The sequence below is a fragment of the Rubinisphaera margarita genome, assembly GCF_022267515.1.
Classification (GTDB): domain Bacteria; phylum Planctomycetota; class Planctomycetia; order Planctomycetales; family Planctomycetaceae; genus Rubinisphaera; species Rubinisphaera margarita.
Window position 1 is genome coordinate 62,647 of record NZ_JAKFGB010000009.1, and the last position, 26,648, is coordinate 89,294.

Annotated in this window: 19 protein-coding genes and 1 tRNA gene; 13 read left to right on the forward strand and 7 right to left on the reverse strand. The window is 58.6% G+C overall.

The genetic code is table 11. The annotated features are described in order from the left end of the window. Positions 1 to 22: 22 nt before the first annotated feature. Entirely contained in the window at positions 23 to 1,606 is a 1,584-nt protein-coding gene (locus L1A08_RS03510; protein WP_238754278.1) for an RsmB/NOP family class I SAM-dependent RNA methyltransferase, read from the reverse strand. 249 nt (positions 1,607 to 1,855) lie between these two features. Here L1A08_RS03510 and L1A08_RS03515 point away from each other — a divergent pair, with 249 nt between their 5' ends. Next, on the forward strand, positions 1,856 to 5,098 hold the full coding sequence (locus L1A08_RS03515) for a DUF4332 domain-containing protein (protein ID WP_238754280.1): 3,243 nt from the start codon (positions 1,856 to 1,858) through the stop codon (positions 5,096 to 5,098). 332 nt (positions 5,099 to 5,430) lie between these two features. Beyond that, positions 5,431 to 5,901: a hypothetical protein gene (locus L1A08_RS03520; RefSeq protein ID WP_238754282.1), complete on the forward strand. Its 471-nt coding sequence runs from the start codon at positions 5,431 to 5,433 to the stop codon at positions 5,899 to 5,901. A 58-nt stretch (positions 5,902 to 5,959) separates the two neighbouring features. Here L1A08_RS03520 and L1A08_RS03525 read toward each other — a convergent pair whose 3' ends face one another. The 5 genes from L1A08_RS03525 to L1A08_RS03545 form a co-directional block, all read right to left on the reverse strand. Continuing rightward, complete coding sequence (locus L1A08_RS03525; RefSeq protein ID WP_238754284.1) at positions 5,960 to 6,706, reverse strand: DUF695 domain-containing protein; 747 nt, start codon at positions 6,704 to 6,706, stop codon at positions 5,960 to 5,962. A 44-nt stretch (positions 6,707 to 6,750) separates the two neighbouring features. Next, on the reverse strand, positions 6,751 to 7,311 hold the full coding sequence (locus tag L1A08_RS03530; RefSeq protein ID WP_238754286.1) for a hypothetical protein: 561 nt from the start codon (positions 7,309 to 7,311) through the stop codon (positions 6,751 to 6,753). A gap of 42 nt (positions 7,312 to 7,353) precedes the next feature. After that, entirely contained in the window at positions 7,354 to 7,950 is a 597-nt protein-coding gene (locus L1A08_RS03535; protein ID WP_238754288.1) for a hypothetical protein, read from the reverse strand. 104 nt (positions 7,951 to 8,054) lie between these two features. Next, positions 8,055 to 8,381, reverse strand: a complete 327-nt coding sequence (locus tag L1A08_RS03540; RefSeq protein WP_238754290.1) for a hypothetical protein — start codon at positions 8,379 to 8,381, stop codon at positions 8,055 to 8,057. Between the two features lie 83 nt (positions 8,382 to 8,464). Beyond that, positions 8,465 to 9,685, reverse strand: coding sequence for a carboxypeptidase-like regulatory domain-containing protein (locus tag L1A08_RS03545; protein ID WP_238754292.1), 1,221 nt, complete (start codon positions 9,683 to 9,685; stop codon positions 8,465 to 8,467). A gap of 423 nt (positions 9,686 to 10,108) precedes the next feature. Between L1A08_RS03545 and L1A08_RS03550 the strand changes: the two genes are divergently transcribed. From L1A08_RS03550 to L1A08_RS03595, 10 genes are all read left to right on the forward strand, one after another. Then, positions 10,109 to 11,674, forward strand: a complete 1,566-nt coding sequence (locus L1A08_RS03550; protein WP_238754294.1) for an ABC transporter permease — start codon at positions 10,109 to 10,111, stop codon at positions 11,672 to 11,674. 495 nt (positions 11,675 to 12,169) lie between these two features. Continuing rightward, positions 12,170 to 13,585 (forward strand): type I glutamate--ammonia ligase, encoded by a 1,416-nt coding sequence (gene glnA, locus L1A08_RS03555; protein ID WP_238754296.1) that lies wholly within the window; start codon positions 12,170 to 12,172, stop codon positions 13,583 to 13,585. 110 nt (positions 13,586 to 13,695) lie between these two features. Beyond that, positions 13,696 to 14,952, forward strand: coding sequence for an exodeoxyribonuclease VII large subunit (gene xseA, locus L1A08_RS03560; protein WP_238754298.1), 1,257 nt, complete (start codon positions 13,696 to 13,698; stop codon positions 14,950 to 14,952). Then, complete coding sequence (locus tag L1A08_RS22945) at positions 14,930 to 15,274, forward strand: exodeoxyribonuclease VII small subunit (protein ID WP_390896844.1); 345 nt, start codon at positions 14,930 to 14,932, stop codon at positions 15,272 to 15,274. Before xseA ends, L1A08_RS22945 begins: the two co-directional genes overlap by 23 nt. A 477-nt stretch (positions 15,275 to 15,751) precedes the next feature. Continuing rightward, positions 15,752 to 16,843 (forward strand): histidinol-phosphate transaminase, encoded by a 1,092-nt coding sequence (gene hisC / locus L1A08_RS03570; RefSeq protein WP_238754300.1) that lies wholly within the window; start codon positions 15,752 to 15,754, stop codon positions 16,841 to 16,843. 402 nt (positions 16,844 to 17,245) lie between these two features. Further along, entirely contained in the window at positions 17,246 to 17,653 is a 408-nt protein-coding gene (locus tag L1A08_RS03575) for a hypothetical protein (protein ID WP_238754302.1), read from the forward strand. Between the two features lie 171 nt (positions 17,654 to 17,824). Further along, the gene (locus L1A08_RS03580; protein WP_238754304.1) at positions 17,825 to 20,320 is read left to right on the forward strand and encodes a DUF1549 and DUF1553 domain-containing protein; all 2,496 of its coding nucleotides are present in this window, start codon (positions 17,825 to 17,827) and stop codon (positions 20,318 to 20,320) included. A gap of 29 nt (positions 20,321 to 20,349) precedes the next feature. Continuing rightward, positions 20,350 to 23,241, forward strand: a complete 2,892-nt coding sequence (locus L1A08_RS03585) for a WD40 domain-containing protein (protein ID WP_238754306.1) — start codon at positions 20,350 to 20,352, stop codon at positions 23,239 to 23,241. A 62-nt stretch (positions 23,242 to 23,303) separates the two neighbouring features. Next, complete coding sequence (locus L1A08_RS03590) at positions 23,304 to 24,218, forward strand: sugar phosphate isomerase/epimerase family protein (protein WP_238754308.1); 915 nt, start codon at positions 23,304 to 23,306, stop codon at positions 24,216 to 24,218. Between the two features lie 208 nt (positions 24,219 to 24,426). After that, positions 24,427 to 24,500 (forward strand) — tRNA-His (locus L1A08_RS03595). Between the two features lie 95 nt (positions 24,501 to 24,595). On the opposite strand, the gene L1A08_RS03600 is transcribed toward L1A08_RS03595, so the two are convergent. Beyond that, positions 24,596 to 25,234, reverse strand: coding sequence for a 3-keto-disaccharide hydrolase (locus tag L1A08_RS03600; RefSeq protein WP_238754310.1), 639 nt, complete (start codon positions 25,232 to 25,234; stop codon positions 24,596 to 24,598). A gap of 177 nt (positions 25,235 to 25,411) precedes the next feature. Between L1A08_RS03600 and L1A08_RS03605 the strand changes: the two genes are divergently transcribed. Further along, entirely contained in the window at positions 25,412 to 26,545 is a 1,134-nt protein-coding gene (locus L1A08_RS03605; protein WP_238754312.1) for a sulfotransferase family protein, read from the forward strand. Positions 26,546 to 26,648 lie beyond the last annotated feature (103 nt).

Consider the following 26,648-nt stretch of genomic DNA (forward strand, 5'->3'; position numbering starts at 1 on the left):
TGAATTGTGTCAGTCTTGAGACTCACTCGCCATCGGTCGACTCGGGTGGAGTTTCCTCGTCCGTTTCGACCTCAATCCGTTCCAGTCGTGCACAGAAGCCGCCATCGCGCTGACCGTCAGGGAGACGATGGGCCATATCGGTGCACCGAAACTCCGGATGCTGTTCGAGCCAGCGAGTGACGAGACCTTCGTTCTCTTTCGGCTCGATGCTGCATGTCGAATAGACGATACGTCCGTCTTCGGTGGTGTAGCTGGCGGCCGAATCGAGCAGTTGCATCTGGAGCTCATTGAGCAGATGCAGTTCTGGAATTGAATATCGCCAGCGAGCTTCGGGACGTTTGCCGAGAACACCGGTGTTGCTGCAGGGGGCATCGACGAGGATGGCTTCGAACGGCTCTCCGGGGATCTCCGGCGAGTTGCGTTCGATCTGATGAGTCTGGATACAGGTCAGGTTGAGTCGTCTGATGTTGTCTTCGATCTGTTCGATACGATGCGGAGCCACTTCACAGGCGACGAGTTCGCCCCGATCGAGCATCAGTTCGGCCAGCTGAGTGGTCTTCGTGCCGGGGCCGGCGCACAAATCAAGCACGCGACCGCCGGGGTAGGGGTTCAACATGCGTGCGGCCATGGTCGCCGTGCTGTCCTGGACAACGAACTCTCCTTCGGCAAATCCGGGCAGATCGCTCAGCCGTGTTCGAGTCTCAATCAGATAGGAGCCGGCGAATTCTGTCGGTGTCACCTCGATGCCCTGAGTCTGGCACTTCTTCAGCCATTCCTCCGGTTCGACCGCCAGCCGGTTCACGCGAACGGACATCGGCGCGGGCCGCAAAGTGGCTCCGCACAGAGTGAGCAGGACATCCGGTTCGTAGCGACGACTCCATTCACGGAGAATCGGATCGGACAGGCTGAAGGCGATCCCGGCGTACTGGGTCAGGTTCTCGGCGGGATCCGGGAAGATATCTTCCTGGAGGACCCGGTATTCTTTGGCGGTCAGGGGGTAAGCGCGGGCGCTCGGCTTGTCGGACACTTCTTCGCTCATCAGACGCTGGACGCCGCGAAGCACGCCGTTGGCGAACTGGGTCCAGTTGTCGTGATCGAGCAGACGGCAGAGTTCGACCGTTTCATCGATCGCGGCGTGCTGCACATCGGTCGGCCCGAAGAGGAGTTCGCTGGCTCCCATCTGGAGCAGGGTCCAGAGTTGCTCCTGCACCTGATCGGCCGGGCGGGCGATACACTTCTTGAGAATGTGATCGATCGTGCGGCGGCGGACAATGAGCCGTTCGGCCCAGGCTCCGGCCTGCGGCTTGAGTTCATCGGGAATCCGCATCGTCGTGAGCAGATCCCGGACGAGCTTCTTCTGAATTCGATGCGCTTCCACCAGCAGAAAAACGGCGTGCCGAACGGTTTCCGGCTTGTTGATCCGATTCTGATTCGGGTTCGGTTTCCGCGAGCGGGAACGGCTGCGAGACTTGTCGCGGGAGCGGAACGGGCGTTTTCGTTGCGGCATAAAATCAGCGTCGAAGGTCAGAGTAGGACCGGCGGGCGATGTCTGACGACGAACCATCGCGCGAGGAGCCGGGGCAGAGAGCGGCTGGCTTCCCGCCATGCTAGAAGATTCCGCGAGAACTGCAACCTCTGACGTGGTGGCAACTTGGAGCGATTCGATGAATCCGGGTTGCTGGAATTTCCCGGAATCGCATAAACTCCCCGTCTGCGCACCGGGGGGGTGCGCTTTGCGGCTGCCAGCGATCGCGACGTGGAGACGTTGCTGCTGACGACGGCCGCCGGCTGGAAGCAGACAGGGGCCTATATTGTCTGCTTCCCACGACAATCTGCTCAATCAGGGAAGATGATCATGCGTTTGGAACGGATTTCCATTTCTCGCCCCGGTTCCGATTTTCATGTCGAACTGAGCGATTTCCGCCCCGGGTTCAACATCGTCTACGGCACCAACGGAGCCGGAAAAAGCACGACCTGGAACTTTCTCCGGGATTCGCTGTTTCAGGACAATGAACGTCGTCCCACGTTCGACACGGCTCAGGGGCAGGTCGAACTGACCACTCCGGATGGCCGCGCTCACATCCGCTGGAAGCCGGGTCAGACCGTCGAGGATGGTCTGACGGTTCAGTCGGCCACTCACGAGGGCGAACGTAATGTCGCTCAGTCGGTCAAACGGTTCCGCGATCCCCTGGCGCGGGCTCTGTTCTTCTCCTGCATGCGGGATCAGGCCGATCTGCAGCGGATGCTCGAAGCGGCTCGCCGAGATGGGATCGAGCTCGAATCGAAATCGATGGAAACCAAGTCGGGCAAATGGACACTCAAAAATCAGCTGTGCCCGCAGGATCGTTCCCACGAAATCCGCGAGGAAGAAGCCCGAATCGAACGATTGCATCGGGAACGCAATGCGCTCGAAAGTGAGCATGAAACCCGGTACGGCCGACGAGTGACTGAAATCGAGAGAGCCGAGCAGGAACTGCGACAGGCGAAGTCGGCGATTGAATCGTGCAGCGAAGAACTGCTGCGGATTCAGGGCGAACTGAAGGCCGCCGAACTGGCCGAACGGCAACTGCGGGAAGAGAACTGCCACCGGACTTCGGCTCGTCTCGGTCAGCTTGTCGAGGCCATGAGTGAGCATGAAGAGAACTATCAGCGTCTGAAGCGAGCCCAGGACGTTCTTAAGGATCTGGAGGAAGAAGCGACACGGATTCGGGCGGCGCATCTGCCCGGTCTGCCCAATCATCTGGTCGAAGCTGAGACTCAGCTGCTCGATTCGCTGCAACGCGATGTGAGCCAGCTTCTGGAGCGAGCAACGCCTTGTGCGCAATGCGGACAACATCATCTCCAGCCATGCGATGCCCACTGGCAGACATTGCGAAACACCGTGCAGCAGCACACCGCTCAGCTTTCGGAATGGTCGCAGTCGCATTGTGCGTCCCATTGCCAGTGTGATGTGAATTCGCTGAAGACGTCTAACGAAAACAGCCGCGAAGGGCTGACGCTCTGGATCGATCAACTCGAAGAGCGGCGATCCGCCCTGGCCGGCTTGTGGAAAACGCAATCGGAAACCGATGGCTGCCCGACAACGAAGATCCGCCTTTGCGGTTGCTCGAAGCACGAAGAAGCCCGGCAGCGACTGATGGTCTTCGCCAATCGCTTTCTGGATGAAGCCGCCCAGACCGAGATCGCTGCCTGGATCGAAGATGCGGCGACGGGTTTGATTGATGCAGAGCGGTTCGAAGCATTGAAGCTGCGTCAGAAAGAACTGCTCAAACTGAAACTGATCGCCGAACAGGACTACAACAGACTCTTCGAGATTCTTAAGGGTCTGCGAACCGCTGATCTTCAGAGCGAGTTCGAACAACGGCGGACGGCTCTGATGCAGAAGATTCAGGATCATCAACTGCAACTTGATAAACTCCGTCAGGAAGTTCAGGCACTGCGAACCGTCGATGAGGTTGTGGCCCGACTGCGACTGCTCGAGTCCCGCGGCATGCTTTCTCCCGTGCTGACCCAGACGTCGATTCACCTTTGCCGGCACAGCCATTCCAAATGGCGCTGTGTGCGGATCAATTCCGACAGCCGCAAGCTGGAAGCCCTCTCTTCCGACGCGATCTGGCATCCGTGGGACAATCTGAGCTGCGGCAATCAGCAGTTCATTTCGACGATGCTGCGGCTCGTTATCGCCCGGGAATACCGTCAGCAGGGTTTCGGCTTCGCGCTCACGCTCGACGATGTTCTGGCCGATCACGATTACGAACAGCAGCAGTCGGCGATTCGTATTCTGCGGCAGTACGCCGAAGACGGACAGCAGATTGTCTACCTCACCTGTCATCAGCATGTTGCGAATGCGTGTGTGAGCGAAGGGGCTCATCTGCAGCAGATCGTGAAGCCGGGAGCCGCTCCGTTTGTGCCTGAAAGCCCCGCGACCGTGTTGAGTCGTCCGATCAGCGAGTTTCGGAAGGTGGTTTCCACGCCGAGCGAGCCGGAGCGTTCGAAACCGGTTGTCACCAACGATCCGATCCGCGCCATTTCGATCACGGAGTTCGAGCTCGAACCGACCAGTGCCGTCGCCGTGCTGCCTCAGGTTGGCCGCAAGCGAGCCGTACGACTGGCTGGATTGAACGTGCGAACTATTGATGATCTGCTGCATGTGCGATCGGGTGTGGATCAGTTCTGCAAGAAAGCCGGCATCACGCCGACGCGACTGCGTCGCTGGCAATCGACCGCCCGGTTGCTCTGTTGCGTGCCCGGACTGAAGGCTTCGGAAGCTCGCCTGCTTGCTCTGTGCGAAATTCGCGATGCCGAATCGTTGGCCGCCATTGAAGACACGGTGCTGCTGGACCGTCTCAATAAACTGCGGACCTCGAACCGCAAGTCGGCTCGGGCTTACAAGAATCACCGTTACGGCATCACGAATGTTCGCGTCTGGAAGCGAGCAGTGATGCATCGGCGGAAGTACCCGGGTGCTGGGACGGGAAGTTCGAGTCGCCCGGTGCGTTTTCGCACGGCCGGGTCCACTCCTGTTGTGCATCGATCAGCCCGGGCTCGCGGATCGCGGCCGGAATCTGTTCGCTTTCCACGGGAACAGAGAAACACGGCTGCGGTAATGGATCGGCCAGTCGTTTCGAGCACAACGGCGGCGGTCGCCGCTCCGGTTGAACTTCGATTCTATCTGTCTCGCGAAAGCGCAATTGTCGATGCACCGTCGATTGGCCCCAAGACGGCGAAGCGGCTGAATCGGGTGGGAATCAAGACCGTGCGGGATTTCCTCAAAGCGGATCTCAAAAAGATCGCCAGCCGATTGAACCTGAAGCACATTACGCCGACCGTGCTGGAAGAATGGCAGCAACAGGCCAAGCTCGTCTGCTGCATTCCTCAATTGCGGGGACACGACGCTCAGATTCTGGTCGCGTGCGGGATCGTCGACCCGGACGTGCTGGCCCATCAGAACGCCGAAGCCTTGTTCCAGTCGGTGCAGCCGTTCTCGGAATCTCCGCGCGGACAGCGAATTCTTCGTTCGGGCAAAGCTCCGGATCTGCAGGAAGTTCAGGACTGGATCGGCTGGGCCCGCTGTTCTCGCAAAATTGAAGCCGCCTGAGTCGGAAGCAACGCGTAATCATACCGAACGCAGTGGGAGAACCGGTTTCTTCCGCTGCGTTCTTTTTTGCTGTCTCTAATGAGCAGTACCTTTGGTGTTTTGCGCATGAAACGCGGCCTCTGACTCGAACGGAACGGCTGGGCCCTCAGGAAAACTGCTCTAGCGGCAACAGCAACTGTGTTACACTGAAGGGGCCAATGAACGAACGTTAGAGCATTTTCATGCTTCGCCTGCAGTCGCATGGGCGGCAATCCCCCGGCCATGCTGAATTTGCTCCTGCAAACGCCTGCAGTCGGATTTTGAATTTGCTCGAGCAGAGAAGTGAGTGTGACATGTTATCGACCATCACCGAGTCGTTTTTCGGATCTGTTGCCCTGGTTCGACATCCGGAAGAAGACGAGAAACGCTGGCTGACGCTCTGGAACGAGCGGCGGGGTCAGCATGAAATGATCGCCGCCAATCGGCTCGAACAGGAGTCGTTCCGCGAGTGTCTCGATCGTGAGATCGCCTGGCAGCTCGATCTTCGTCGTGGCAAGGACTACATCATTTCCAGCATGGCCCGGCTGCATATCGAACAGGAACTCGAGCTTCCCGGCGACAGCGTGGCCCAGCCGTACATTATCGAGTTTTTCGTTACCGATCCTTACGGCAAGACAGCCAACGCGGCTCTGGAAGAGCAATCGAACACACGCTGGCTGAAGGCGACCGAAATTCTCGACGGCAAGACCGAAACCGGCGAACCGGTCGATCCCCGTCTCGTGTATCTGCTCGATCGCTTCGAACTGATCTCTCGCCACGCCTGAAAGCGTTGTCGCCGACCTCAACCGGTCCGGACTGCCGTGCATTTGCGGGTGTTGCTGATTACGAGGGATCTCGGCGCATGAGTGGGGTTCCCCAGCCGTCGTAGTTGCCGCCGAGTTGTTCGGCTTTCAGGGCCAGCGGAACGGTGACGTTCGTGATGGATCTCAGGTCCATGCGGCCGATGTGGTAGAGCTTGACGGAGTAGGAGTCGTCATCGAGTTCGATTTCGTGGCGGGGCTGACAGCCGACGGTCTGTGCCCATTCCTGAAACTCGGTGGCCGACTCAATGTCTTTGAAGTACGCGAAGTGGTCGACTTCGCGTTCGATGCTGGGGTCGTCGTTGTCCTGAGCGAGGGCCTGCAGGACCTTGGTGTCCTTAATGACCTGCCAGTCCTGTCCGGTGGGATAGAGTGTGTTCCAATACTGTTCGTGATCGGGATCTTTGATGGCAGCCGCTTTCAGCTCAAGATTGCGGCGGTCGTTGATTGCTTTCATGCCTATGACAAGGCTCGGCGGGTTGGCGGTGTAGAAGAAGAAGTAACGTTTGCCTTCGCATGTCAGCCGGCCTAGATAGTGATGCCCTTCGGCCTCGGCCAGATTCGAGAGCTCATCTTCGATTGCGTTGGCCAGTTCGTTCTCTTCCGGCGAGGAGGGAAGTCCGCCCGGCGTGGGGTTCGAGAACGAGAACTCAATCCGGCAAATGATTTCCGGAAGCGAATCGAGGATTTTGCTGATACCGATGTCGACCAGAATGGTCGCGGGAGCATCGTTCATCTGCGTGGCATAGAACTCCCAGTGCTCACTCATTGCGTTATTCCTCACGAGTTATCAGGCAAGTCAACCCAGGTTGATTACGGTGCGGTCGAGGTCAGATGGTTCGCCAGAGTATCAGCGAAGCCTTTCAGTGTCGGGGCAGGGCCTTCGCCGTAGTTGGTGTGGGCATCCTGGTTCCATTCACAGAATACGGTCGGCGGTGCGTCTTTGGCGGACTCGCCGAGGCTCAGTGTCTTTTCGAGAGTGAAGTAGCGCGCTTCGCCATCGGCGACTTCGTCGGACTCTTCGCTGGGAATCGCGGAAATTGGCAGAACGACGGCGACGAAGTAGGCTTCGGCTGGTTCCTGGACGCCGGGGAGTTCGACGATCGAGGTCGCGTGGTCGCCGATGCGGAGGGGGTGGACCGTGATGTCGGCGGAGGTGAATGACGGAGGGCTGCCGCACTGTTTGGTGACGGTGCCAATGATGAGGTCAAGAAACCGCGCGGCCTGAGGAGACGCCAGCATGCCGAGGACCTGGAGCGGTTCGGAGAGAGCGAAGCTGCGAAGTGCGTAATGGGCGAAGACGTAGTCGGGGCGTGGCCCTTTCCGTTCCGGCGGCTGGGGTTCTTCGCGTTTCAGGAAGTCGAACAGGCCCATGGTGCAGACTTTCGGTCAAGAACTAAGCATCGATGATGTCGATCAGTCCCACCAGACCCAATAGGGGGTGATGCCCGGCGGAGCAGGGACTGGAGGGACGATGGTTCCATCGGGATCCTTCTGAGAAGCATCCCGGAGTTCATCAGGCCGCAGGGGTTTGAGCAGCGTCGCCACTTTGTCCAGGGGGAGCGACGAATAAACCCAGATCGAATCTGCATAGGGCCAGCTGCCAAGACGGTTGTCTTCATACGGTTCGATCATCGAGATCGGGATGAGGACATCGTGGACATCCCGACGAGCTCGGATCGTTTTGAGATGAATGGCCCAGGCCTCAGCGGAATCGAATGGAGACGGGGGCTCGACATTGGCGGCGATCGAATGCTTGCAGCGGTTGCCGTCGAAGAAGTCTTCGATGGTTACGGCAATGTTCATCCGAAAGACGTCGTTGATGGTTCTCGCCCCCTTTGAGCGGATCACATCCAGCAGTCGCTCGCAGGCTTTAATGTCGAAGTCTTCGCCTTGATCCGGCACAACGTGAAGACGGAGCAGGAACTTGTCGACGACAGGTTGCGGGGCTTCGGGGCGCAGCGCCTGCGGGGGCGATTGTGAGCGGAATTTTCTGTGCAGCCATTCCAACATTAAGGGAACTCCCGTGGAGGCGTGAGGAACGCCCTGGCCCAAGGTGAGGATCGGGTGTGGGGTTCTGTTCAGGTTAGCGTGGGGGAGCGGAAGATGCCATGCAGTCAGACATCCGCAGTCGCGGACGGTGAAGAGGGCCGTTTTCGGAGTGAGCGACTGCCCTGGATCAGTGAGAGGATCAGCGCGCCTTTGAACAGGAGCAGCAGGGGGCTTTCGCCGAAACACTCCATGACATCACTGGCCGCGAAGAGCAGAAATGAAACGAGTTGAAGCCAGCCCGTCAGGTCCTGCTGGAAGCGAAAGAAGACGACGAAGCCGATGACGATCCACGCTACGGCTTCAAACAGATTGAAGCCAATGTAGAGGGCCGCGAACCAGCCGGGTTCGAGCGTTGAAGGGTCGATCAGGGGGTAATGGAGGACTTCGTACATCGCGCTCGATTCCATCTGGAGATTCTGACTTCTTTGAATCTACACAGAGTGTATCAAGGAGATGTTTACGCTGTGGCTGTTTCTTACTCTGGGGCCGTTTGCGGGGACGCAAGATTAATGGTGACATCATCGTCGGGCTTCAAGTCGAGACTTCGGATGGCGTGGTGGCGGATGCTTTCGCCGCGTTCCCAGTTTTCGAAGGTGAGGAAGCGGTCGAGCCATGGCGATGTGGCGTCCATCTGACCGGTCAACCAGAGTTGTTTGGAGGTGGCGGGGGGAAGTCCGACGAGGTCGTTGGCAAGTTGATCGTCCAGGCGGCCAAGGATGCGTTTAATGCTGACTCTCAATTGTCCGGTCCCGAGCTTGAGCTGGTATTCGGGCCTGGTCTCCCGGATGTCGAGGAGCAGGTAGCCGAGCCACTCGCGATCGCCGAGATTGGTGAAGAACTCGCCGACCGAATTGGTCGTCGTTTTCGAATCGATTCCGACGCAGGTACGGATCTGGTTTTGAGCGGTGATCAGCAGGATGGGCATCTGATCGAGTTTCGCGCGATTCCATCGCCAGGGAAGCTGGGTGCCATCGGGCTGGTCGAGTGTCTGGTCGAGAATGAGTTCAATATAGGCGGCGACTTCAGTGATGCCGTTTCCCGGTGTCGGGAACGTGGAGAACCGTTCGGACTCTTCTCCGGGAGCGGGAGCATCGGGCTCAGACCACCCATTTCCGCCCAGGCTCTGGCGTAATTCTCCGAAGTGCAGTCCCTGCAGTCCCGAGGGATCGAGATTGGAGGTAAAGTTCACGGTCGCTCGTTCGTTGGGATCGGGGCCAATGACTTCGAAGGTCTGCGGCTGGTCGAAGGCGACCAGGAACTCGCGGTAGCCGTACCACCCGCCAGGTTCGCTCAGCCTGACGTCGTATTTACCGTAAGGAATTTTGCGATTGATCGAGCCCTGCTCGTCGGTGACTTCCGTGATGCGAATCGTGCGGGCTTCGGATTCATCCGATTCGAGCTCGACTTCAAAGCCCGGCAAAGGGCGGCCATCAGGGGTTCGCAGGGTCAAGGTGACGTCCGAGAGGAGCGCATCGGCTGAGGATCGCGTTTCTGATCTTTGCCGGGCCGGAGGTTCGGGGCGGATGCGGCTGGAGAAGTCCTCGCGGATTTCCCGCAATTCCTCACGGACCGATTGAAGACCGGACACGTCGGTGCTATCGGTGGCCAGTCGACCATTGAGCACGGCCAGTTGCCAGGCGAGCACGCCGATGGCTATCGCGAGTACAAGCGTCAGAAACAGATGAAATCTCTGCATGAATGCGGCCCTTTTCGCATGATCCGAGAGTGAGAAGCGGTGTCACGGAAGGCGTGCACACAACATACCAACCAGGTTTGATCTGTGGCGAGTGACACTTCTGAAATCGCGGTGAACCGGACGTGCGGCGGAGCCGTTAGAGCATTTTCATGCTTCGCCTGCAGGCGCATGGGCGGCAATCCCCCCGCCATGCTGAATTTGTTCTAACAGAAAAGCGGTCTCATCTGAAAAGGAATATCGCCGTTTGGCGTGGGGGGGGGGCGGATGCAGACGGGATGAGAGATTTTGTCAGTCTCGCTGATGCGAACGGCTCGTCTTTACTGCATAATGTCCGAAAGTCCCCAGCGGCGGTATTCTGGAAGGCATTCGCCAACTGTGCCGTGCTGGTCCGACTTCCTGCGTTCAATTTCCGGAGTGGAATTCATGAGTGTGCTGCAGATCCCGGATTCGCGACTTGAAAGTTTCAGCGATCGGATGAATCCGATTCTCGTGAAGGAGACGCGGCAGGCTCTGAAGAGCCGTGCTTTCGTGGCGACGTTCATGTTGCTGTTGATCGCTTCGTGGTTGATCTGCATTTTCGGCACGACAATGTCGGGGCAGAACCTGGAATACGGCACGCCGGGCCGCGAGTTCTTTCAGGCGTTTTATGTCGTTCTGAGCGCAGCCGTGCTGGTGATCGTGCCGTTCACGGCTTATCTAAGCCTGCTGACCGAACAGAATGCGCAGACGTATGAGCTGTTGAGTATTACCTCGTTGACACCGCGACAGATCGTGCTGGGTAAACTGTCCAATTCGATCGTGCAGATTCTGGTGTATTACTGCGCGATTGCTCCGTTCATCGCGTTCACATCGCTGCTGCAGGGGTTCGACCTGGTCTCGATGGTCGTGCTGCTGGTAATACTCCTGGCAACTTCGATCCTGCTGTGCACGTTTACGTTGATGCTGAGCACGGTCGCTTCCAATCGTCAGGTGCAGACGCTGAGTTCCCTGTTCATCATGGGCGGTCTGGCGACGGCGTTCATTTCGATTCTCATGCTGTCGTTTGCTTCGATGCAGCAGAATGTGCTCAGCGATCCCGACTTTGTGGCGGGGATGATTTGCTTCTTCGTGATGGGGGCCTCTTACTTCCTGCTGTTTCTGCAGATCACGATTTCGCAGTTGATGTATGAAGCCGGGAACAAGTCGACGGGAGTGCGGCTGATCGGAACAGGCCAGAGCCTGTTGGCGTGGGGGTTGATGATCGCGACGGCGTTTTTCTTCGGCGGCGGGATCGATGACGAAGTCTTCACGACGGTCTGCATTCTGTCGCTGATCCACTGGGCGGCATTCGGGTTCTTCATCTCGATGGAGCGGGATTATCTCTCGCGACGGATCCGCAGAGAGTTGCCACAACGCGTTGCCCTGCGGATGCTGCTGGTGCCGTTCATGCCGGGGGGCACTCGGGGCTACCTGCTGCTGCTGATTAATCTGGGGATCGTACTCGCGTTCGCTCTGGTGACGATGCCGATGGTGAGTGGTCTGGGAGTCAACGAGTTCCAGGCGATTCTCGTTGTGATGCTTTATATCGTGGCTTATCTGGGGCTCGGGGCCTTCATGTCGCGGAACCTGCTGAAGGTCTCGACGGAACTGAAGCCGATGCATGCCCGGACGCTGCTGGTTGTGATCTTCGCGTTCGGGGCCATCGTGCCGTATATGATTCTGGCCGCGGTGGGATATTACGATCGATCGGGAGCCGGCTATCACATCCTGCAGATCACCGACCCGATTTCGACGTTGAATGAGGTCGATCAGGGACGAAACCCGGCGATCATCTCTTTGCTGTCATTCGCGGCGATTGTGGGTGTGCTGGCGAACCTCCTGCCGATGATCGTGGCGACGCGAGAGATTGTGTCGCCGGATCGTCCATCGCCGGAAATGTGGGAAGAGCCCGGGGAACCGATCGTGGTTGCGGAGTCTCCGATTGTAGATGCGACCACTCCAGTGGAGTAGCGTGTTCTGGTCGAGTTCTCCGATTGCATCAAGGCGGGGGATGAGCGGGAGGAAAAGGGCTTTACTTTCCTCAACGGAAGGCGGATGTCGGGCGTCAAAAAAACGACGTGGACGTGAGGTGGGAATTGCGACCGCGTTCAAATTTGGCTATTACTGATACAACCTTCGCCGCTGTACAGAACCAGAATGGTTGTAGGATTGCGCGGGGAGCCGTGCTGTCATTTCAAGTGACAATTCCCCTCATTTCGCAGGGCAGTCTGAACCTGCAAAACTTTCCGTGCATTACAATCTGAAGCGGAACCTGTCATGAGCGCTCAGGATCAGGATGAGAACTTACGGTCGTGGGAAGTGTTGCGTCTCGCGCCCTGAGTTGGACGCTGAAGCTGAATGTGCGGCAGCCTTCGGAGCGATCGTATCGCTTCGGGAGGTGGTCTTCCCGCGAAGGCAACCACGTCATGTGATTGCAAAATTTTCTGAAGAGGCAAGGAGTACCAGATGACGCCGAAAGAGTTTTTCGCCTACGCGAAGAAGAACGAAGCCGTTCAGCTCGACATGAAGTTCTGCGACATGTTCGGAACGTGGCAGCACTGCACCTATCCGCTGGACACGCTTGACGAAGGGATCTTCGAAGACGGTTTCGGTTTCGACGGGTCTTCGATCCGTGCCTGGCAGACGATCAACGAATCGGACATGATCGCGATTCCCGATCCGGACTCGGCTCGTATGGATCCGTTCTTCAGCATCAAGACCGTGAGTGTGATCGCTGATATTTTCGATCCGATCACCCGTCAGCCTTATCACAAAGATCCCCGGGGCGTGGCTCGTCGCGGGATTGAATATCTGAAGCAGACCGGCATCGCCGATTCGTGCTTCATCGGGCCGGAGCCGGAGTTCTTCATTTTCGACGATATTCGTTTCGCTTCGTCTCAGCGGGGAGCGATGTACGAAATCGATTCTTCGGAAGCCGCCTGGAACACTGGCAAGCCGGAGATGACCGGGAACCTGGGGCATAAGCTCGGCTACAAGACCGGTTACTTCCCGGTGGCTCCGAACGATTCGCTGGTCGATCTTCGGGGCGAGATGGTCGAAGAGATGATCAAGCTCGGTATCGTGGTCGAAGCCCATCACCACGAAGTGGCGACGGCTGGTCAGTGTGAAATCGACATGAGGTTCACCGACCTGCGGACGATGGCTGACCAGTTCCTGTGGTACAAGTATGTGATCAAGAACGTCGCGAAGCGTCACGGCAAAACGGTAACCTTCATGCCGAAGCCGGTCTTCCAGGACAACGGTTCGGGGATGCACACGCACATCTCCTTCTGGAAAGATGGCGACACGCTGATGGCTGGTGACGGCTACGCCGGGATGAGCGAAATGGCTCTGCATGGTATCGGCGGGATCATCAAGCACGGTCGTGCTCTCGTGGCTCTGTCGAACCCGACGGCCAACAGCTTCCACCGTCTGGTGCCGGGCTTCGAAGCTCCAGTGACTCTGGCGATGAGCCAGCGAAACCGCTCGGCGTCCTGCCGCATTCCGATGTACTCGTCGAGCCCGAAGGCCAAGCGTGTCGAATTCCGCACTCCGGACCCTTCGGCCTGTGGCTATCTGAGCTTCACCGCTCTGATGATGGCGATGATCGACGGCATTCAGAACAAGATCGATCCGGGCGAGCCGCTCGATCGCGACATCTACGACATGACGCCGGAAGAACTGGCCGAAACGAATGTCGCCCCGACATCGCTCACCGAAGCTCTGGACGCTCTGGAAGCCGATCACGACTTCCTGACCGCCGGCGATGTCTTCTCCAAGGACATGCTTGATTCGTTCATCGAGTACAAGCGGACCGAAGAAGTCGACCAGCTGCGTCTGCGTCCTCACCCGTATGAATTCGATCTGTACTACAACATCTAATTTCCCGATGTTGTCGACACAAAAGAAGCCGCGGCCTGGTTTGGGGACGCGGCTTTTTTGTTGCGCCTCGGACGGCTGGTCATCTGGCCGATTTGAGCTACCATGCCGGCATGAGCACAGCTGAATCTTCACCGTTGACCGTCTCGGAGCTGACGCGGGAAATCCGTGAGCTGATCGAGTCGAATTTCTATCAGGTGACCTGCGTCGGGGAAGTTTCCAACGTGATGCGGGCCCGGTCGGGGCATGTCTATTTCACGCTGAAGGATGAGAATGCCCAGATCTCGGCGGTGATGTGGAAGAGCCGGGCGCAGAAGCTGCAATTCGATCTGGAAGACGGACTCGAAATCGTCGTTGTCGGGCCGGTCGAGCTGTATCCGCCGCGGGGGAGCTATCAGGTCATCGTCGAGCGGGCCTTTCCGCAGGGCGTGGGGGCACTGGAGCTGGCGTTCCGACAACTGCAGGAGAAGCTGGCCGCCGAGGGACTGTTCGATCCGGGACGCAAGCGGCCGCTGCCGCGATATCCGAAGAAGATTGCCCTGGTGACCAGCCCGACGGGAGCGGCTGTACGGGACATGCTGCAGGTGCTGTCGCGTCGCTGGCCGATCTGTGAGCTGGTGGTTGTCCCGGTTCCGGTGCAGGGGCCGACGGCTGCTCCGCAGATTGCCGAAGGCATCAAGGTGGCGGGTGAGATCCCTGACGTGGAGCTGATCATCACCGGGCGAGGTGGCGGCAGTCTGGAAGACCTGTGGCCGTTCAACGAAGAAGTGGTGGCCCGGGCGATTGTGGCCTCGCCGATTCCGGTCGTGAGTGCGGTCGGGCATGAGATCGATGTGAGTATCGCCGATCTGGTGGCGGATCGACGGGCCCTCACTCCGAGTGAAGCGGCTGAGTGTGCGGTGCCGAATCAGGCCGAGCTGACGGCTGGGCTGGAAGAGATTCAGCAGCGGTTGAAACAACTCCTAATTGGACGGGCCCGGCAGGCGCGGTTCACGCTGGATACGATTGCGAGAAACCGGTTCTTTACGAAGCCGGAGGAGTTGTTGAGCGACGCACGGCGTCAACTGGACGAGCTCGATCAACAACTGGTGCGGTGTGTGAAGAGACGTTACGATCAGGAAACGACAAACGTAAGAAAACTGGCGGCTCATCTGGATGCATTGAGCCCGTTGCGGGTTTTGAGCCGCGGCTACAGCCTGACGCGCGATCCGGAAACGGGGCGGACGATTCGCTCCGCAGCCGAGGTGGAAGCCGGTCAGGCGGTTGATGTTCTGCTCTCCGAAGGCGAATTGCGGTGCGACGTGGTCGAGATCCGCCAGTCGTCTCTGACTGATAAGACAACGAAACATGGCGAAGAAAAAGAAGACTGAAACCGACACGCCGACGAGCTTCGAGGAGGCTCTGGACGAACTGCAGGGGATCGTCGGCCAGCTCGAAGATGGTGAACTGGGGCTCGAGGAGTCGCTGGGGCAGTACGAACGCGGCACGCGGCTGTTGCGACACTGTCTCGGTGTCCTGCAGAATGCCGAGCAGCGGATCGAACTGCTGACCAGCATGGATGAAGAGGGGAATGTCGAGACCGAACCTTTCGACTCCTCGGCGACTCTGGATCAGCGGGAACAATCGGCGGGGCGTCGGAAACAGAATAAAGCGGCCGAAGAGAAGTCGGATCGGCATCTGTTCGGAGAGTGATTGATTCTCCCGGCTCGATGTGTTCTCGCCGGCAGGGTGGCACAGACTTCATCTCCTCTTTCTTGTCGCCAGGTTGGTAAGCACCGTCAGGGTGGCCCGGAAAGATTCTTTCGGGGCGGCGCAATCGTGGGCGAAGCGGGATTTGACTACGAATTAAGCGAGGGTTCATTCACCTCAAAACAACGCAGAAGTCTGCCAGTTGAGGAAATCGGCAAGGGCAGGGCATTCTCCTACGGCTTCGCCGCCCTGATCGCGGAGCTGTCAGGGCCACCCGAAACGTCTTCGTCTCCATGGACTTTCGGACATTGAGAACGACTGATTCCTGTCTGCGAGGAATCGACCTGGTTAACTTGAGGATCGCTGAGGACAGGCCGCTTTTGGGCGCGCTACCCGGAAAGGAATCTCTGGGCCATCCTTTCTGAATGTGGTCGACTGTGGAAAAATGGTACAGGCCTGAATGGGTCTTTCGGACAGGTTATGAAGAAGAAATCGATTGAGTCTCTGTTTCGTCCCGCCGTTCAGCAGCTGGGCGGGTATGTGCCCGGGGAGCAGCCTCAGGAAGGCGGCTGGACAAAGCTGAACACGAATGAGAATCCGTTTCCGCCCGCTCCTTCGGTGGTCGAGGCGATGGAGGAAGCGGCGAAATCGTCGCTGCAGAAGTACCCGGACCCGCTGGTCAGTTCCTTTCGGAAGGCGGCAGCCGAGCTGTTCGATGTCGATCCGGAATGGGTGATTCCGGGGAACGGCAGCGATGAAGTGCTGACGATTCTGTTCCGCACATTCGTAGAGCCGGGCGAGTCGATCGCGTTTCCGTACCCGAGTTATGTGCTCTACGGCACGCTGGCCGAGATTCAGGGGGCCCGGTACGAACATCTGGCGTTGAACGACGACTGGTCGCTGACGCGTGATGCGGTCAAGCGGGCACAGGCGCAGAAGATGGTGTTGATTCCGAACCCGAATTCGCCATCGGGAACGGTCTGGTCGACCGAAGAGATTCTGGAGCTGGTGCCGAGCGAGGGGATTCTGGTCCACGATGAAGCGTACGGCGACTTCCGTGACAAGTCGATTTCCCGCGAGCTGCTCGATTCCGACGTGGGGAATCAGATTGTTGTGACGCGGACGTTGAGCAAGTCGTATTCCCTGGCGGGGATCCGGTTCGGGTTCGCGGTGGCGCATCCGGAAGTAATCGCCGGGATGCGGAAGGTGAAAGACAGCTACAACTGCGATGCCATTTCGATCGCGGCGGCGACGGCGGCGTTGAAGGATCAGGCGACGATGCGGGAGCGGGTCGAGATGATCTGCCGGACTCGACAGGAGTTGACCCGCGATCTGGAGCAGATGGGCTTTCAGGTGCAGCCGAGTGAAGCGAATTTTGTCTGGACGACGCATCCGAACCGTTCGCATTTCGAGATCTACGACGAGCTGAAGAAGCGGAAGATTCTCGTCCGGTACATGAAATTCCCGGAGGCGGGACCGAATCTTGATACACTGGTCGACGGGCTGCGGATCACGATCGGGACCGAGGAGCAGATTCAGACGCTGGTGAGTGCTCTGCGGGAGATTGTGTAGATCCTGCCTGAATGGTGGTTCAAGTTGCACGGTTGCGCTGAGTTCGGGAGGTTTCGCTTCCTGGAATAAGATAGGGCCAATACCACTTCGCCCACGGCTGCGCCTCCCCATCAAGTCCCCTCGCCCCCCTAGGGGAGAGGGTTAGGGTGAGGGGAAATGCGTGTGGCATGCTTCGTAGGCTGATGGTTCGCGAAGGAATTAGAACGTCGCTGGTGGATCGCCCCCTCATCCGCCCTTCGGGCACCTTCTCCCCCTGAAGGGGGCGAAGGAACAGATCTGATCGATCTTTAGGATGTGCTACTAGATAACCGCAATAAGAGTCCCGGACTGTATTGGGCAGGATGCCACCGGTACGAGTGGGGCATGATGCATTTGATGCGTTGATAGATCGTGAGGGTAGGGATGGCTCATTCAATTCGGCTGGCGGGTCCGTGGCAGGTGGAGCCGTTGGACGGGCTTTCGTTCCGGGATGGGTCGACTGACTCGCTGCGCGTGAAGCTACCGCGTGACTGGTCGGAGATCTTTGGAGAGAATCGGGGACGGGCTCGTTTTGAGCGGTCTTTCAATGCGCCGACGGGGATTGATCAGGCTCGTTTGTTTCTGACGTTCGAGGAGTTGCACGGGAGGGTCAGTCTTTCGTTGAACGGGCGCACGCTCGTCGAGCATGCGGAGCCGGTGAATGATCTGCGGGTCGAGATCACCGAGTTGCTGGAGTCGAGCAACCGGCTCGAACTGACGCTCAGCTGTGTGCCGGGGCCCGGAAAGGCGTGCGGACTGCATTGTCCTGTTCAGCTGGTCATCGAGGAATAGCGGCGGTTTTGACATTCGCCGGACCTGTGGTCAGAATGGATCAGTGATGATTGATGCGCGGGCGGCGTCCCGCGATGACTTCCCTCCAGCGGATTGATACGGTCCGCTCCTGCGCGAGGCTTGTCTCGAGTCTTGTTCAGCGACCTTCACTCAACTCCAGGTGAGCGATCCATGTCCCGCTTCAGGCTCCTCCCGCTTGGTCTGCTTCTGCTGTGCATGATCTTTTTCCCGGCTGTGAGTTCTGCCGCTGCAGAATTCCGGCTGCTTCCTCCCCGCGTTCAACTCGAGTCGACCGCTGACCGGCAGCGCGTGCTGGCGGTGATGGAAGAGGACGGTTTGACGACCGGCCAGATTCCGAATGCTGAGATCGAGTGGTCGGTGGAGCCGGCGGAGATTGCCCGGTGGGAGAACGATCGGCTGGTGCCGTTGAAGAATGGCGACGCGACGCTGACCGCTCGTCACAAGGAGAAGTCGGCGAGCGTGCCGGTGATTGTGAGTGGACAGGACGAGGAGTTCGTCTGGAGCTTTCGGAATCATGTGCAGTCGGTTTTGACGAAGCATGGCTGCAATTCGGGAGCGTGTCACGGGGCGGCTGCGGGGAAGAACGGGTTCAAGCTGTCGCTGCGGGGATATGATCCGCAGTTCGATCACTTTGCGATCACCCGACAGGCGCGCGGGCGGCGGATTGTGCCGACCGACCCGGGGCTCAGCCTGCTGTTGACCAAGCCGACCGGAAAAGTGCCGCATAAGGGCGGGGCTCTCATTGAAGAGGGAAATCCAGACTACATGGTGTTGGCCGAGTGGATTGCAGCTGGTCAGCCGGAACCGAAGGAAAGCGATGCCCGAATCACCGAGCTGGAGATCTTTCCAAAGCATTATCGCGTGAAGCGGGGAGATCAACTGCGGTTGATTGTACGGGCGAAGTTCAGCGACGGGCACGATGAAGATGTGACCGACTGGGTGAAGTTTGATTCGCACAATCAGTCGGTGGCTCAGGTGAAGGGGCCGGGGCGGATTAACGTGGCCGGCGAGGGAGAAGGGGCGATTCTGGCGTGGTATCTCGCGTTGAACGAGATGGCCATCGTGACAGTTCCCCAGGACAAGCTGCTTGACCCCGAGAAGTTCGCGTTCGATGAGACGACGAATCGTGTCGATCGGCATGTGCTGACGAAGTTGCAGGAACTGGGGATTGCTCCCTCGAAACGCTGCAGCGATGAAGCATTTTTGCGGCGGGTGTATCTGGATACGATCGGGACGCTGCCGACGCCGGATGAAGTTCGCGCATTTCTGGCGGATGAGTCTCCGGACAAGCGGGAGCAGGTTATCGACGCGTTGCTCGAGCGGCCGGAGTTTGTTGATTACTGGGCTTACCACTGGTCGGATCTGCTGCTGGTTTCGGGGCGGCAGCTGCCGGGTGCGGCTGTGACGGCGTACTACAAATGGATCCGCGAGCAGGTGGAGCAGGATATTCCGTGGGATGAACTGGTCGAAAAGATTCTGCTGGCGAAGGGGAGTTCGCTGGAGAATGGAGCCGTCAATTTCTACGGGCTGCATCGTGATCCACTGCTGTTGACAGAGAACGTGTCGATGGCGTTTCTGGGGATGTCGATGAACTGCGCCCGGTGCCACGATCATCCGCTGGAGAAGTGGACCAACGATGATTATTACGGCATGGCGAGTCTGTTCGCCCGGGTGCGGGCCAAGGGCTGGGGCGGAGATCCGCGGGATGGAGATGGGAATCGGATTGTGTTCCTGGCATTGGACGGGGAAGTGATTCAGCCGCGAACCGGGCAGCCACAGGCTCCGCAACCGCTTGATGAAGAGGCGATCGGGTTTGAGGAGTTCGAGGATCGTCGGACGGTGCTGGCCGAGTGGGTGACGTCGCCGGAGAATCCGTATTTCACGAAGGCGATTGTGAATCGTGTCTGGGCGAACTTTCTGGGCGTCGGGATTGTGGAAGCGGTCGACGATCTGCGGCTGACCAATCCGCCGAGCAATCCGGAGTTGCTCGATTCGCTGGCCGAGTTTCTGGTCGAGAACGATTACCAGCTCAAGCCGTTGATGAAGCTGATTTTGACGTCGGAGACCTATCAGCGTTCGAGCGAGACGACCTCGGATAACGAGAACGATCAGCGGTACTATTCGCATTATTATCCGAAGCGGTTGCGAGCCGAGGTATTGCTGGATGCCGTCGGGCAGGTGACGGGGGTGCCGACGAAGTTCTCGCAGCGGCAGCAGTCGGGAACGGGGCTGGAGAAGATAGAGGTCGCGGACGGGACGAGGGCTCAGCAGCTGGAAGACACGAGCGTGGTGTCGTACTTCCTCGATACGTTCGGGCGGCCGGAGCGGCTGACGACGTGTGAGTGCGAGCGTTCGAGTGAGCCGAGTATGTCGCAGGTGCTGCACATCATGAATGGCTCGACGTTGAATGAGAAACTGAGCGAGAAAGAGAACGCGATTCAGAAGGCGATCGATTCGGGCAAGTCGGATCGGGAGATTATTGAGGAGGCGTATCTGGCTTCGCTGGGCCGGGCTCCGAAAGAACGGGAGCTGGAGCAGATCCTGTCGCTGATTCCGGAGGACGTTTCGCCGGAGGATCGGCGGGTCATCTTTGAGGATGTCTACTGGAGTCTGTTGAGCAGCAACGATTTTCTGTTCAATCATTGATCCTGACTTTTCACCGCAGGATGCTGATCATGTGCTTGTTTGCGATGCTGAAAACATGGGGCCGCTTTCTCGGCATTCTCCAGCGGCTGCGCCGCCCTGACAGCCGAGCTGTCAGGGCCACCCAGGGATGGGGGCGTTCTCTGATTTGTGCGTTGCTGGCGCTGACGTGTGCTTCTTCGGTGAAAGCCGCTGAGGAATCTTCGGTCGAGTTTGCGACGCATGTGCAGCCTTTGCTGACGAAGTATTGCCTGGGGTGTCATTCGGGGGCGGAGCCGGATGGCGGCATGCGGCTTGATCAGCCGGAGATGCTGTCGCAGCCGTTTCGTGATGAGCTGGCGGCGATTGTGCCGGGCGATGCGGAGGCGAGCCTGATCATCAGGTTGATGAAGGGGATGGACGAGCCGAAGATGCCGCCGGAGGATGAGCCGGCTCCCTCGACTGAGGAGATTGGTTTGATCGCGCAGTGGATCAACGCGGGGGCTCATGGAGCGGCGGAAGCGATGGCGCTGTCGACGCCAAGGATCGAGCTGACGGCGCCCGAGCGGGTGCCGTCGTTTTCTTCGGCGTGGCATCCGCAGGGGAAGCGGGTGGCGATTGGGCGTCAGAATCGTTGTGAGGTGGTCGAGGCGGACACCAGGGACGTGGTCGCGATCTGGGATGATTTTCCGGGCGCGGTCAATCGGGTGCAGTTCTCGGCAGACGGGTCGAAGCTGTTCTGTGCTTCGGGTCAACCGGGGTTGTATGGGGAGCTGCGGTGTTACGACGTGGCTTCGCAGGCACTGCTCTGGCAGCGGCGAGGGCATGAGGATGCGATCTATGCGCTGGCTGGTCCGACGGTAAACGGGACGCTGGCGACGGGGAGTTATGATCGGACGATCGTGCTGTGGAATGCTGAGTCGGGGGAGAAACTCGGCACGCTGACGGGGCATCATGGGAGTGTGAATGCGCTGGCGTTTCATCCCGACGGGCGGATTCTGGCGTCAGCAGCGGATGACAGCACGGTGAAGCTGTGGGATGTGGAGCAGCAATCGCGACTCGATACGCTGAGTGAGCCGACGATGGCGCAAACATGTGTGTCGTTTCATCCGTCGGGCCGCGTGCTGGTGGCGGGCGGGAAGGACAAGCGGGTGCGGATCTGGTCGATGACCGGCGGGAATGCGGAGCACAGGCATCCGCTGCTGTATACGCGGTTCGCTCACGATGCGGCAGTGCTGGCGCTGGCGTTCTCGGAAGCCGGGGAGATTCTGGTGACGACGGCGGAAGACCGGACGACGAAGGCGTGGGAAGCCGAGACGTTCACGCAGCTGAAGAGTCTGCCGCGGCAAGCGGACTGGGTAACGTCGCTGGCTGCGGCGGGGAGTCCACCTCGGTTGTTGACGACGCGACTGGATGGATCGTGGTCGGTGAGTCGGCTTGATGTTCGTGTCGGCGAAACCGAACTGGCGGAACCGTTCTCGCTGTTGCCGACGCCGAAGCCGGCCAGTCTCGACGGAGAGACGAGAACGGTCGAAGAAGTCGAGCCGAATGATGGAGCAGAGGAGGCGCAGGAGTTGACGCTGCCGGTGGTGGTTCAGGGGGTGTTGAATCGCGACGGCGCGGCTGATGAGGACTACTACGCGTTTTCCGCCAGTGCGGGAGAGTCGTTCGTGCTGGAGACGAAGGCCTCGCGGAACAAGTCGCCGGCAGATACGAAGCTCGAAGTGCTGACGGCGGCGGGCGAGAAGATCGAGGCGCTGCAGTTGAGAGCGATCCGGGATTCGTATGTGACGTTCCGTCCGATCGATTCGGATCGGAATGGCGTCCGGATGCACAACTGGGAAGAAGTCCGGCTCAATGATTACATCTACATGAATGGGGAAATCGTGCGGGTCGAGCGGTTGCCGCAGGGACCGGATTCGGACTTTCAGTTTTACAGTCTCGGGGGCAAACGGCGGGCATACTTCGGCACCACGGGGTTGGCGCATGCTCTGGATGAGCCGATTTATGTGGTTGAACCTTACCGGCCGGGAGATGAGTTCGTGGAGAACGGACTGCCGGTGTTCCCCGTGTATTTCGAGAATGACGATGAAGGGACGCATCGGCTGGGGCATGACTCGCGGGTGCTGTTCACGGCTCCTGAGACCGGCTCGTTTCGGGTGCGGGTCTCGGATGTCCGCAGGTTTGGCGGGGCGGAGTATAAGTACGAACTGACGGTGCGGGCGGCTCAGCCTGATTTTCAGGCGAGTCTGTCAGCAGCTGAGTTGAAGATTCCGCGCGGGAGTGGCACGCGGCTGACGATCAGACTGGAACGAATCGACGGGTTCGAAGGAGATGTGCGGGTCGATTTTGATCAGGTGCCGGCGGGGGTGAAGATTGCTTCCCCGATTGTCGTTCAAGCGGGGCACTGGGAGGCGGATACGACGGTTTGCGTGGCGGCTGATGCCGACGCCGTCAGCGAGGACGTGCTGAAGCAGATGACAGTCGTGGCGACGGCGGAGATCAATGGCCGTTCGGTCGAGCATGCGGTGAGTGGGTTCAAGAAGATTGAATTGCTGGATCCGGCCAAAGTGGAACTGAATCTGGTGGTGACGGCGGATCAGGACTCGCCGGCGTTTGATGCGGCTCCGGTGGAGCTGACGATCGCGCCGGGGCAGACGATTACCGCCGTGCTGCGAATGGACCGGAACGGGTTCAATGGCGGGCTGAAACAGGACGTGCTGAATCTGCCGCACGGGATCATTGTGGATAACATTGGCCTGAGCGGGATTCTGATTCGGGAGAATGAAACCGAACGGCAGATCTTTCTCACGGCGTCCGACTGGGTCGCCGAGCAGGATCGCTGGATTTTCGGCATGACCCAGGGGCAGGGAAATCAGACGACGCTGCCGGTGAAGTTAAAGGTGCGGAAGCCGGAGCGGGAGAAGTCCGTGACGATTCGTTAGAGTGTAATCCGTGGAGTCGCTCGATTTTCAGATCGACAACTATCGAAGAACAGGAGCTGCAAATGCATACTTCCCTCAATCTCTCACGTCGGAATCTGCTTCAGGGAGCCGCGGCGATGGCGGCGACATGGCCGCTGGCCGGGTTTGCCGCGGAATCTTCCGGAAGCGATTCGCTGAAGGGGCGGATGTACAAGACGCTGAAGATCGGCATGGTGAAAGTGCCGGGGTCGATGACGGAGAAGTTTCAGGCGGTGAAGGAGGCGGGGTTCGATGGGATCGAACTGCAGGCCCCCGGCTATTCGATTCCTGAAGTCAATGAGGCGATCAAAGCGACCGGCATTCCGGTTGACGGGAACGTGTGTGCGGGGCACTGGCAGGTGCGGCACACCGATCCGAGTGAAGCGGTGCGGAAGCAGGCTCTGGAAACGTTGAAGCAGGCGCTGCGGGATACGCATGCCGTCGGAGGCCACACGCTGCTGCTGGTTGTGGGGCATGGGAAGGACGGGACCGAGGACGAGTGCTGGAAGCGTTCGGTCGACAATATCGCTCAGGCGATTCCGCTGGCGGCGGAGCTGGGCGTGCATCTGGCGATTGAGAATGTTTGGAACGAGTTTCTGTACGATCACGAAGGAGGCTCGAATCAATCGGCTGAGAAGTTCGTGAAGTATGTCGATGAATTCGATTCGCCGTGGGTGGGGATGCAGTTTGATATCGGCAACCACTGGAAGTACGGAGCGACCGGCGACTGGATTCGTCAGCTGGACCAGCGGATCATCAAGCTGGATGTGAAGGGGTTCTCGCGGAAAGCGGGCAAGTTTACGAAGGTGGGCGAAGGGGACATCGACTGGGCCGACGTGCGGAAATCGCTGCTGGAGATCAACTATCACGGCTGGGTGGCCGCGGAAGTGGCCGGTGGCGATCTGGAGCGGTTGAAGGAAGTGTCTGCGAATCTGGATCGAGCGTTCGGATTGGGTTGAGATTGAAGGCCCGGGAGCCGCGTTCCCGACTCTGACGGGGGAAATTCAGGCATTTCTTGAACCCGACGGGGCGGAGAGTGTCGAAGTAGAGTGGACCCGGCGGCGAAATGCTGTCTGGTCTGTTGGAAATTGGACACTTGAAACCGGGAAATCACTCCGGTAATGTATGTCGATTCCCCCCGGGTTTTGCCCCGGAGGGAACGGTATGGTGCCCGTAGCTCAGCTGGTTAGAGCGTCGGATTGTGATTCCGAAGGTCGCGGGTTCGAGCCCCGTCGGGCACCCTGATTGTTTCTCTGGACAGTCTCTGGAGAAACAGGAGTGCAAAAGAAAAAGCCGCGTGAGATCAGCTCACGCGGCTTTTTTCGTGTCCCGGACATTATTCGGGAAGACGCTTGACCATAATTTTTCGGAAGTAGACCTTGCTGCCGGGGTCATGAGCCTGCAGAGCGAAGGTGCCGGAACTCAGGACACGTTCAAAGGCTTTGCCGGCTTGAGCCCCTTCGGGCTCGTAGTAGTCGACGCAGACGTCGCCGTTGATGATGGTCTGGACGTGATTGCCTTTGACGATGATCTGGTAATCGAACCATTCGTTGTCGACGGCCGGGGCATCGTAGAGGATGTTGGTGACGGCGTAGAGAGAGCCGGTTTTCTTGGGGTCTTTTTCGTAGGTGTTGTTCACCTGGCATTCGAAGCCGCCCTTGGGCCAGCCCTCTTCCTGGAACTTTGTGTGGAAGTAGATGCCGCCGTTGCTGTTGGGCATCGTTTTGACCTGGCATTTGAATTCGAAGTTTTTGAACGGCCGATCATCGCCGACATAGAAGAGGTGGCTGCGTTCTCCTTTGGCGACGAAAGCTCCGTCTTCGATGGCCCAGCTCTCTTCGTTTTCATTGATTTTCCAGCCATCAAATGTCTTTCCGTCCATCAGGGAAACCCAGCCATTGTCTTCGGCGGAGGTGACGGTGGCGGAAAAGAGCATGATTGCGGCTGCAATCAGGGTTGGACAGATCGAACGCACGGGTATTCTCCTTGGTGGGAAAACATGTTGGTTTGGAGTAACTTGGGTGGATCGCTGCTTCGAAGGCAGTCGATCAGCAGAACATCGATGTGAGCATAACGCTCTGCTGAGCGCGGTGCCAACCTGTGATCTCCCGGGCGGGAGTCACGCGAGATTTAGAGGAATACAGTAACGGATATGTCGAAGCCGAACGGGAAAAGTGCTGCCAAGCCGGTCCGCAATTCACAGCGCGGGCTGGTGATCTGGCATGGAATGCGGATGCGGGAATTCGCCAAACTGGTGAACGTGGGAGCGGAACTCCACTGGAGTCAACTGCATCGCATTTTGCCAACGCTGTTCATGACGGCGCATAACTCGATCTGGTATCAGGTCGAACAGCTGCGAATGAAGCGGAAACTGGAGCAGACCGAGGTGCAGCCGCCAATTTTCGTGCTGGGGCACTGGCGGTCGGGAACGACGTTTCTGCACAACCTGATGACGCTGGATGACCGGTTCACGTATCCGAACCTGTATCAGTGCATCTTTCCGCATCACTTCCTGACGACCGAAAAGGCGATGGCGGGGCTGACCAGTTTCATGGTGCCGAAGAAGCGGCCGATGGACAACATGCAGACCGGCTGGAAACTGCCGCAGGAAGACGAAATTGCGCTGCTGCTGATGACGACGTATTCGCCGTACCGGAACTTGGCGTTTCAGGGATATCGGGAGCGGTACGAGAAGTACTTCGACTTCAAGGAGGCTCCGCAGGAGGAACGCGACGAGTGGAAGCGGGCGCTGATGACGCTCGTGAAGAAGCTGACGATTCGGAACAACAAGCCGGTCGTGTTGAAGTCGCCGGGGCATACGTATCGCATTGAGATTCTGCGAGAGCTGTTCCCGGATGCGAAGTTCGTTTACATCTATCGGCATCCTTACGACGTCATTCGTTCGACGATCCACCTGCGTGGAGTGATGTTCCAGTCGAACGCGCTGGGGCGGCTGAATCTGCAAAGCAACGAAGAGTTGATCTTCGAGGCGTACGAGCAGTGCATCAAGACGTACGAGCAGGACAAGAAGCAGATTCCCGAGGGGCATCTGTATGAAGTGAAGTACGAAGAGCTGGAGAAGGATCCGGTCGGACATATGAGGGCGGTTTACGAAGGGCTCGACTTCCCGGACTTCAACGTCGTGCAGCCGAAGATCGAGCAGTATGTCGCCGGTCAGAAAGAGTACAAGAAGAATGTGTTCGCGACCGATCCGCATCTGGCGGAGGTTGTGAATAACCGGATGAAATTTGTGCTCGATGCTTACGGGTATGACCCGGTGGCGTAGGGGGCTGCATTCCGCTCGGAATCGATGGGCCCGTGAAGCGCTCTACACGCATTTCCCCCTCACCCTGACCTCTCCCCCAGGGGGGCGAGGGAACTTGTATGGG

Excerpts from the sequence above, each read along its gene's own strand:
- L1A08_RS03510 (WP_238754278.1), bottom strand. The coding sequence starts at position 1,606 with ATGGCGGGAAGCCAGCCGCTCTCTGCCCCGGCTCCTCGCGCGATGGTT.
- L1A08_RS03515 (WP_238754280.1), top strand. The coding sequence starts at position 1,856 with ATGCGTTTGGAACGGATTTCCATTTCTCGCCCCGGTTCCGATTTTCAT.
- L1A08_RS03520 (WP_238754282.1), top strand. The coding sequence starts at position 5,431 with ATGTTATCGACCATCACCGAGTCGTTTTTCGGATCTGTTGCCCTGGTT.
- L1A08_RS03525 (WP_238754284.1), bottom strand. The coding sequence starts at position 6,706 with ATGAGTGAGCACTGGGAGTTCTATGCCACGCAGATGAACGATGCTCCC.
- L1A08_RS03530 (WP_238754286.1), bottom strand. The coding sequence starts at position 7,311 with ATGGGCCTGTTCGACTTCCTGAAACGCGAAGAACCCCAGCCGCCGGAA.
- L1A08_RS03535 (WP_238754288.1), bottom strand. The coding sequence starts at position 7,950 with ATGTTGGAATGGCTGCACAGAAAATTCCGCTCACAATCGCCCCCGCAG.
- L1A08_RS03540 (WP_238754290.1), bottom strand. The coding sequence starts at position 8,381 with ATGTACGAAGTCCTCCATTACCCCCTGATCGACCCTTCAACGCTCGAA.
- L1A08_RS03545 (WP_238754292.1), bottom strand. The coding sequence starts at position 9,685 with ATGCAGAGATTTCATCTGTTTCTGACGCTTGTACTCGCGATAGCCATC.
- L1A08_RS03550 (WP_238754294.1), top strand. The coding sequence starts at position 10,109 with ATGAGTGTGCTGCAGATCCCGGATTCGCGACTTGAAAGTTTCAGCGAT.
- glnA (WP_238754296.1), top strand. The coding sequence starts at position 12,170 with ATGACGCCGAAAGAGTTTTTCGCCTACGCGAAGAAGAACGAAGCCGTT.
- xseA (WP_238754298.1), top strand. The coding sequence starts at position 13,696 with ATGAGCACAGCTGAATCTTCACCGTTGACCGTCTCGGAGCTGACGCGG.
- L1A08_RS22945 (WP_390896844.1), top strand. The coding sequence starts at position 14,930 with ATGGCGAAGAAAAAGAAGACTGAAACCGACACGCCGACGAGCTTCGAG.
- hisC (WP_238754300.1), top strand. The coding sequence starts at position 15,752 with ATGAAGAAGAAATCGATTGAGTCTCTGTTTCGTCCCGCCGTTCAGCAG.
- L1A08_RS03575 (WP_238754302.1), top strand. The coding sequence starts at position 17,246 with ATGGCTCATTCAATTCGGCTGGCGGGTCCGTGGCAGGTGGAGCCGTTG.
- L1A08_RS03580 (WP_238754304.1), top strand. The coding sequence starts at position 17,825 with ATGTCCCGCTTCAGGCTCCTCCCGCTTGGTCTGCTTCTGCTGTGCATG.
- L1A08_RS03585 (WP_238754306.1), top strand. The coding sequence starts at position 20,350 with ATGTGCTTGTTTGCGATGCTGAAAACATGGGGCCGCTTTCTCGGCATT.
- L1A08_RS03590 (WP_238754308.1), top strand. The coding sequence starts at position 23,304 with ATGCATACTTCCCTCAATCTCTCACGTCGGAATCTGCTTCAGGGAGCC.
- L1A08_RS03605 (WP_238754312.1), top strand. The coding sequence starts at position 25,412 with ATGTCGAAGCCGAACGGGAAAAGTGCTGCCAAGCCGGTCCGCAATTCA.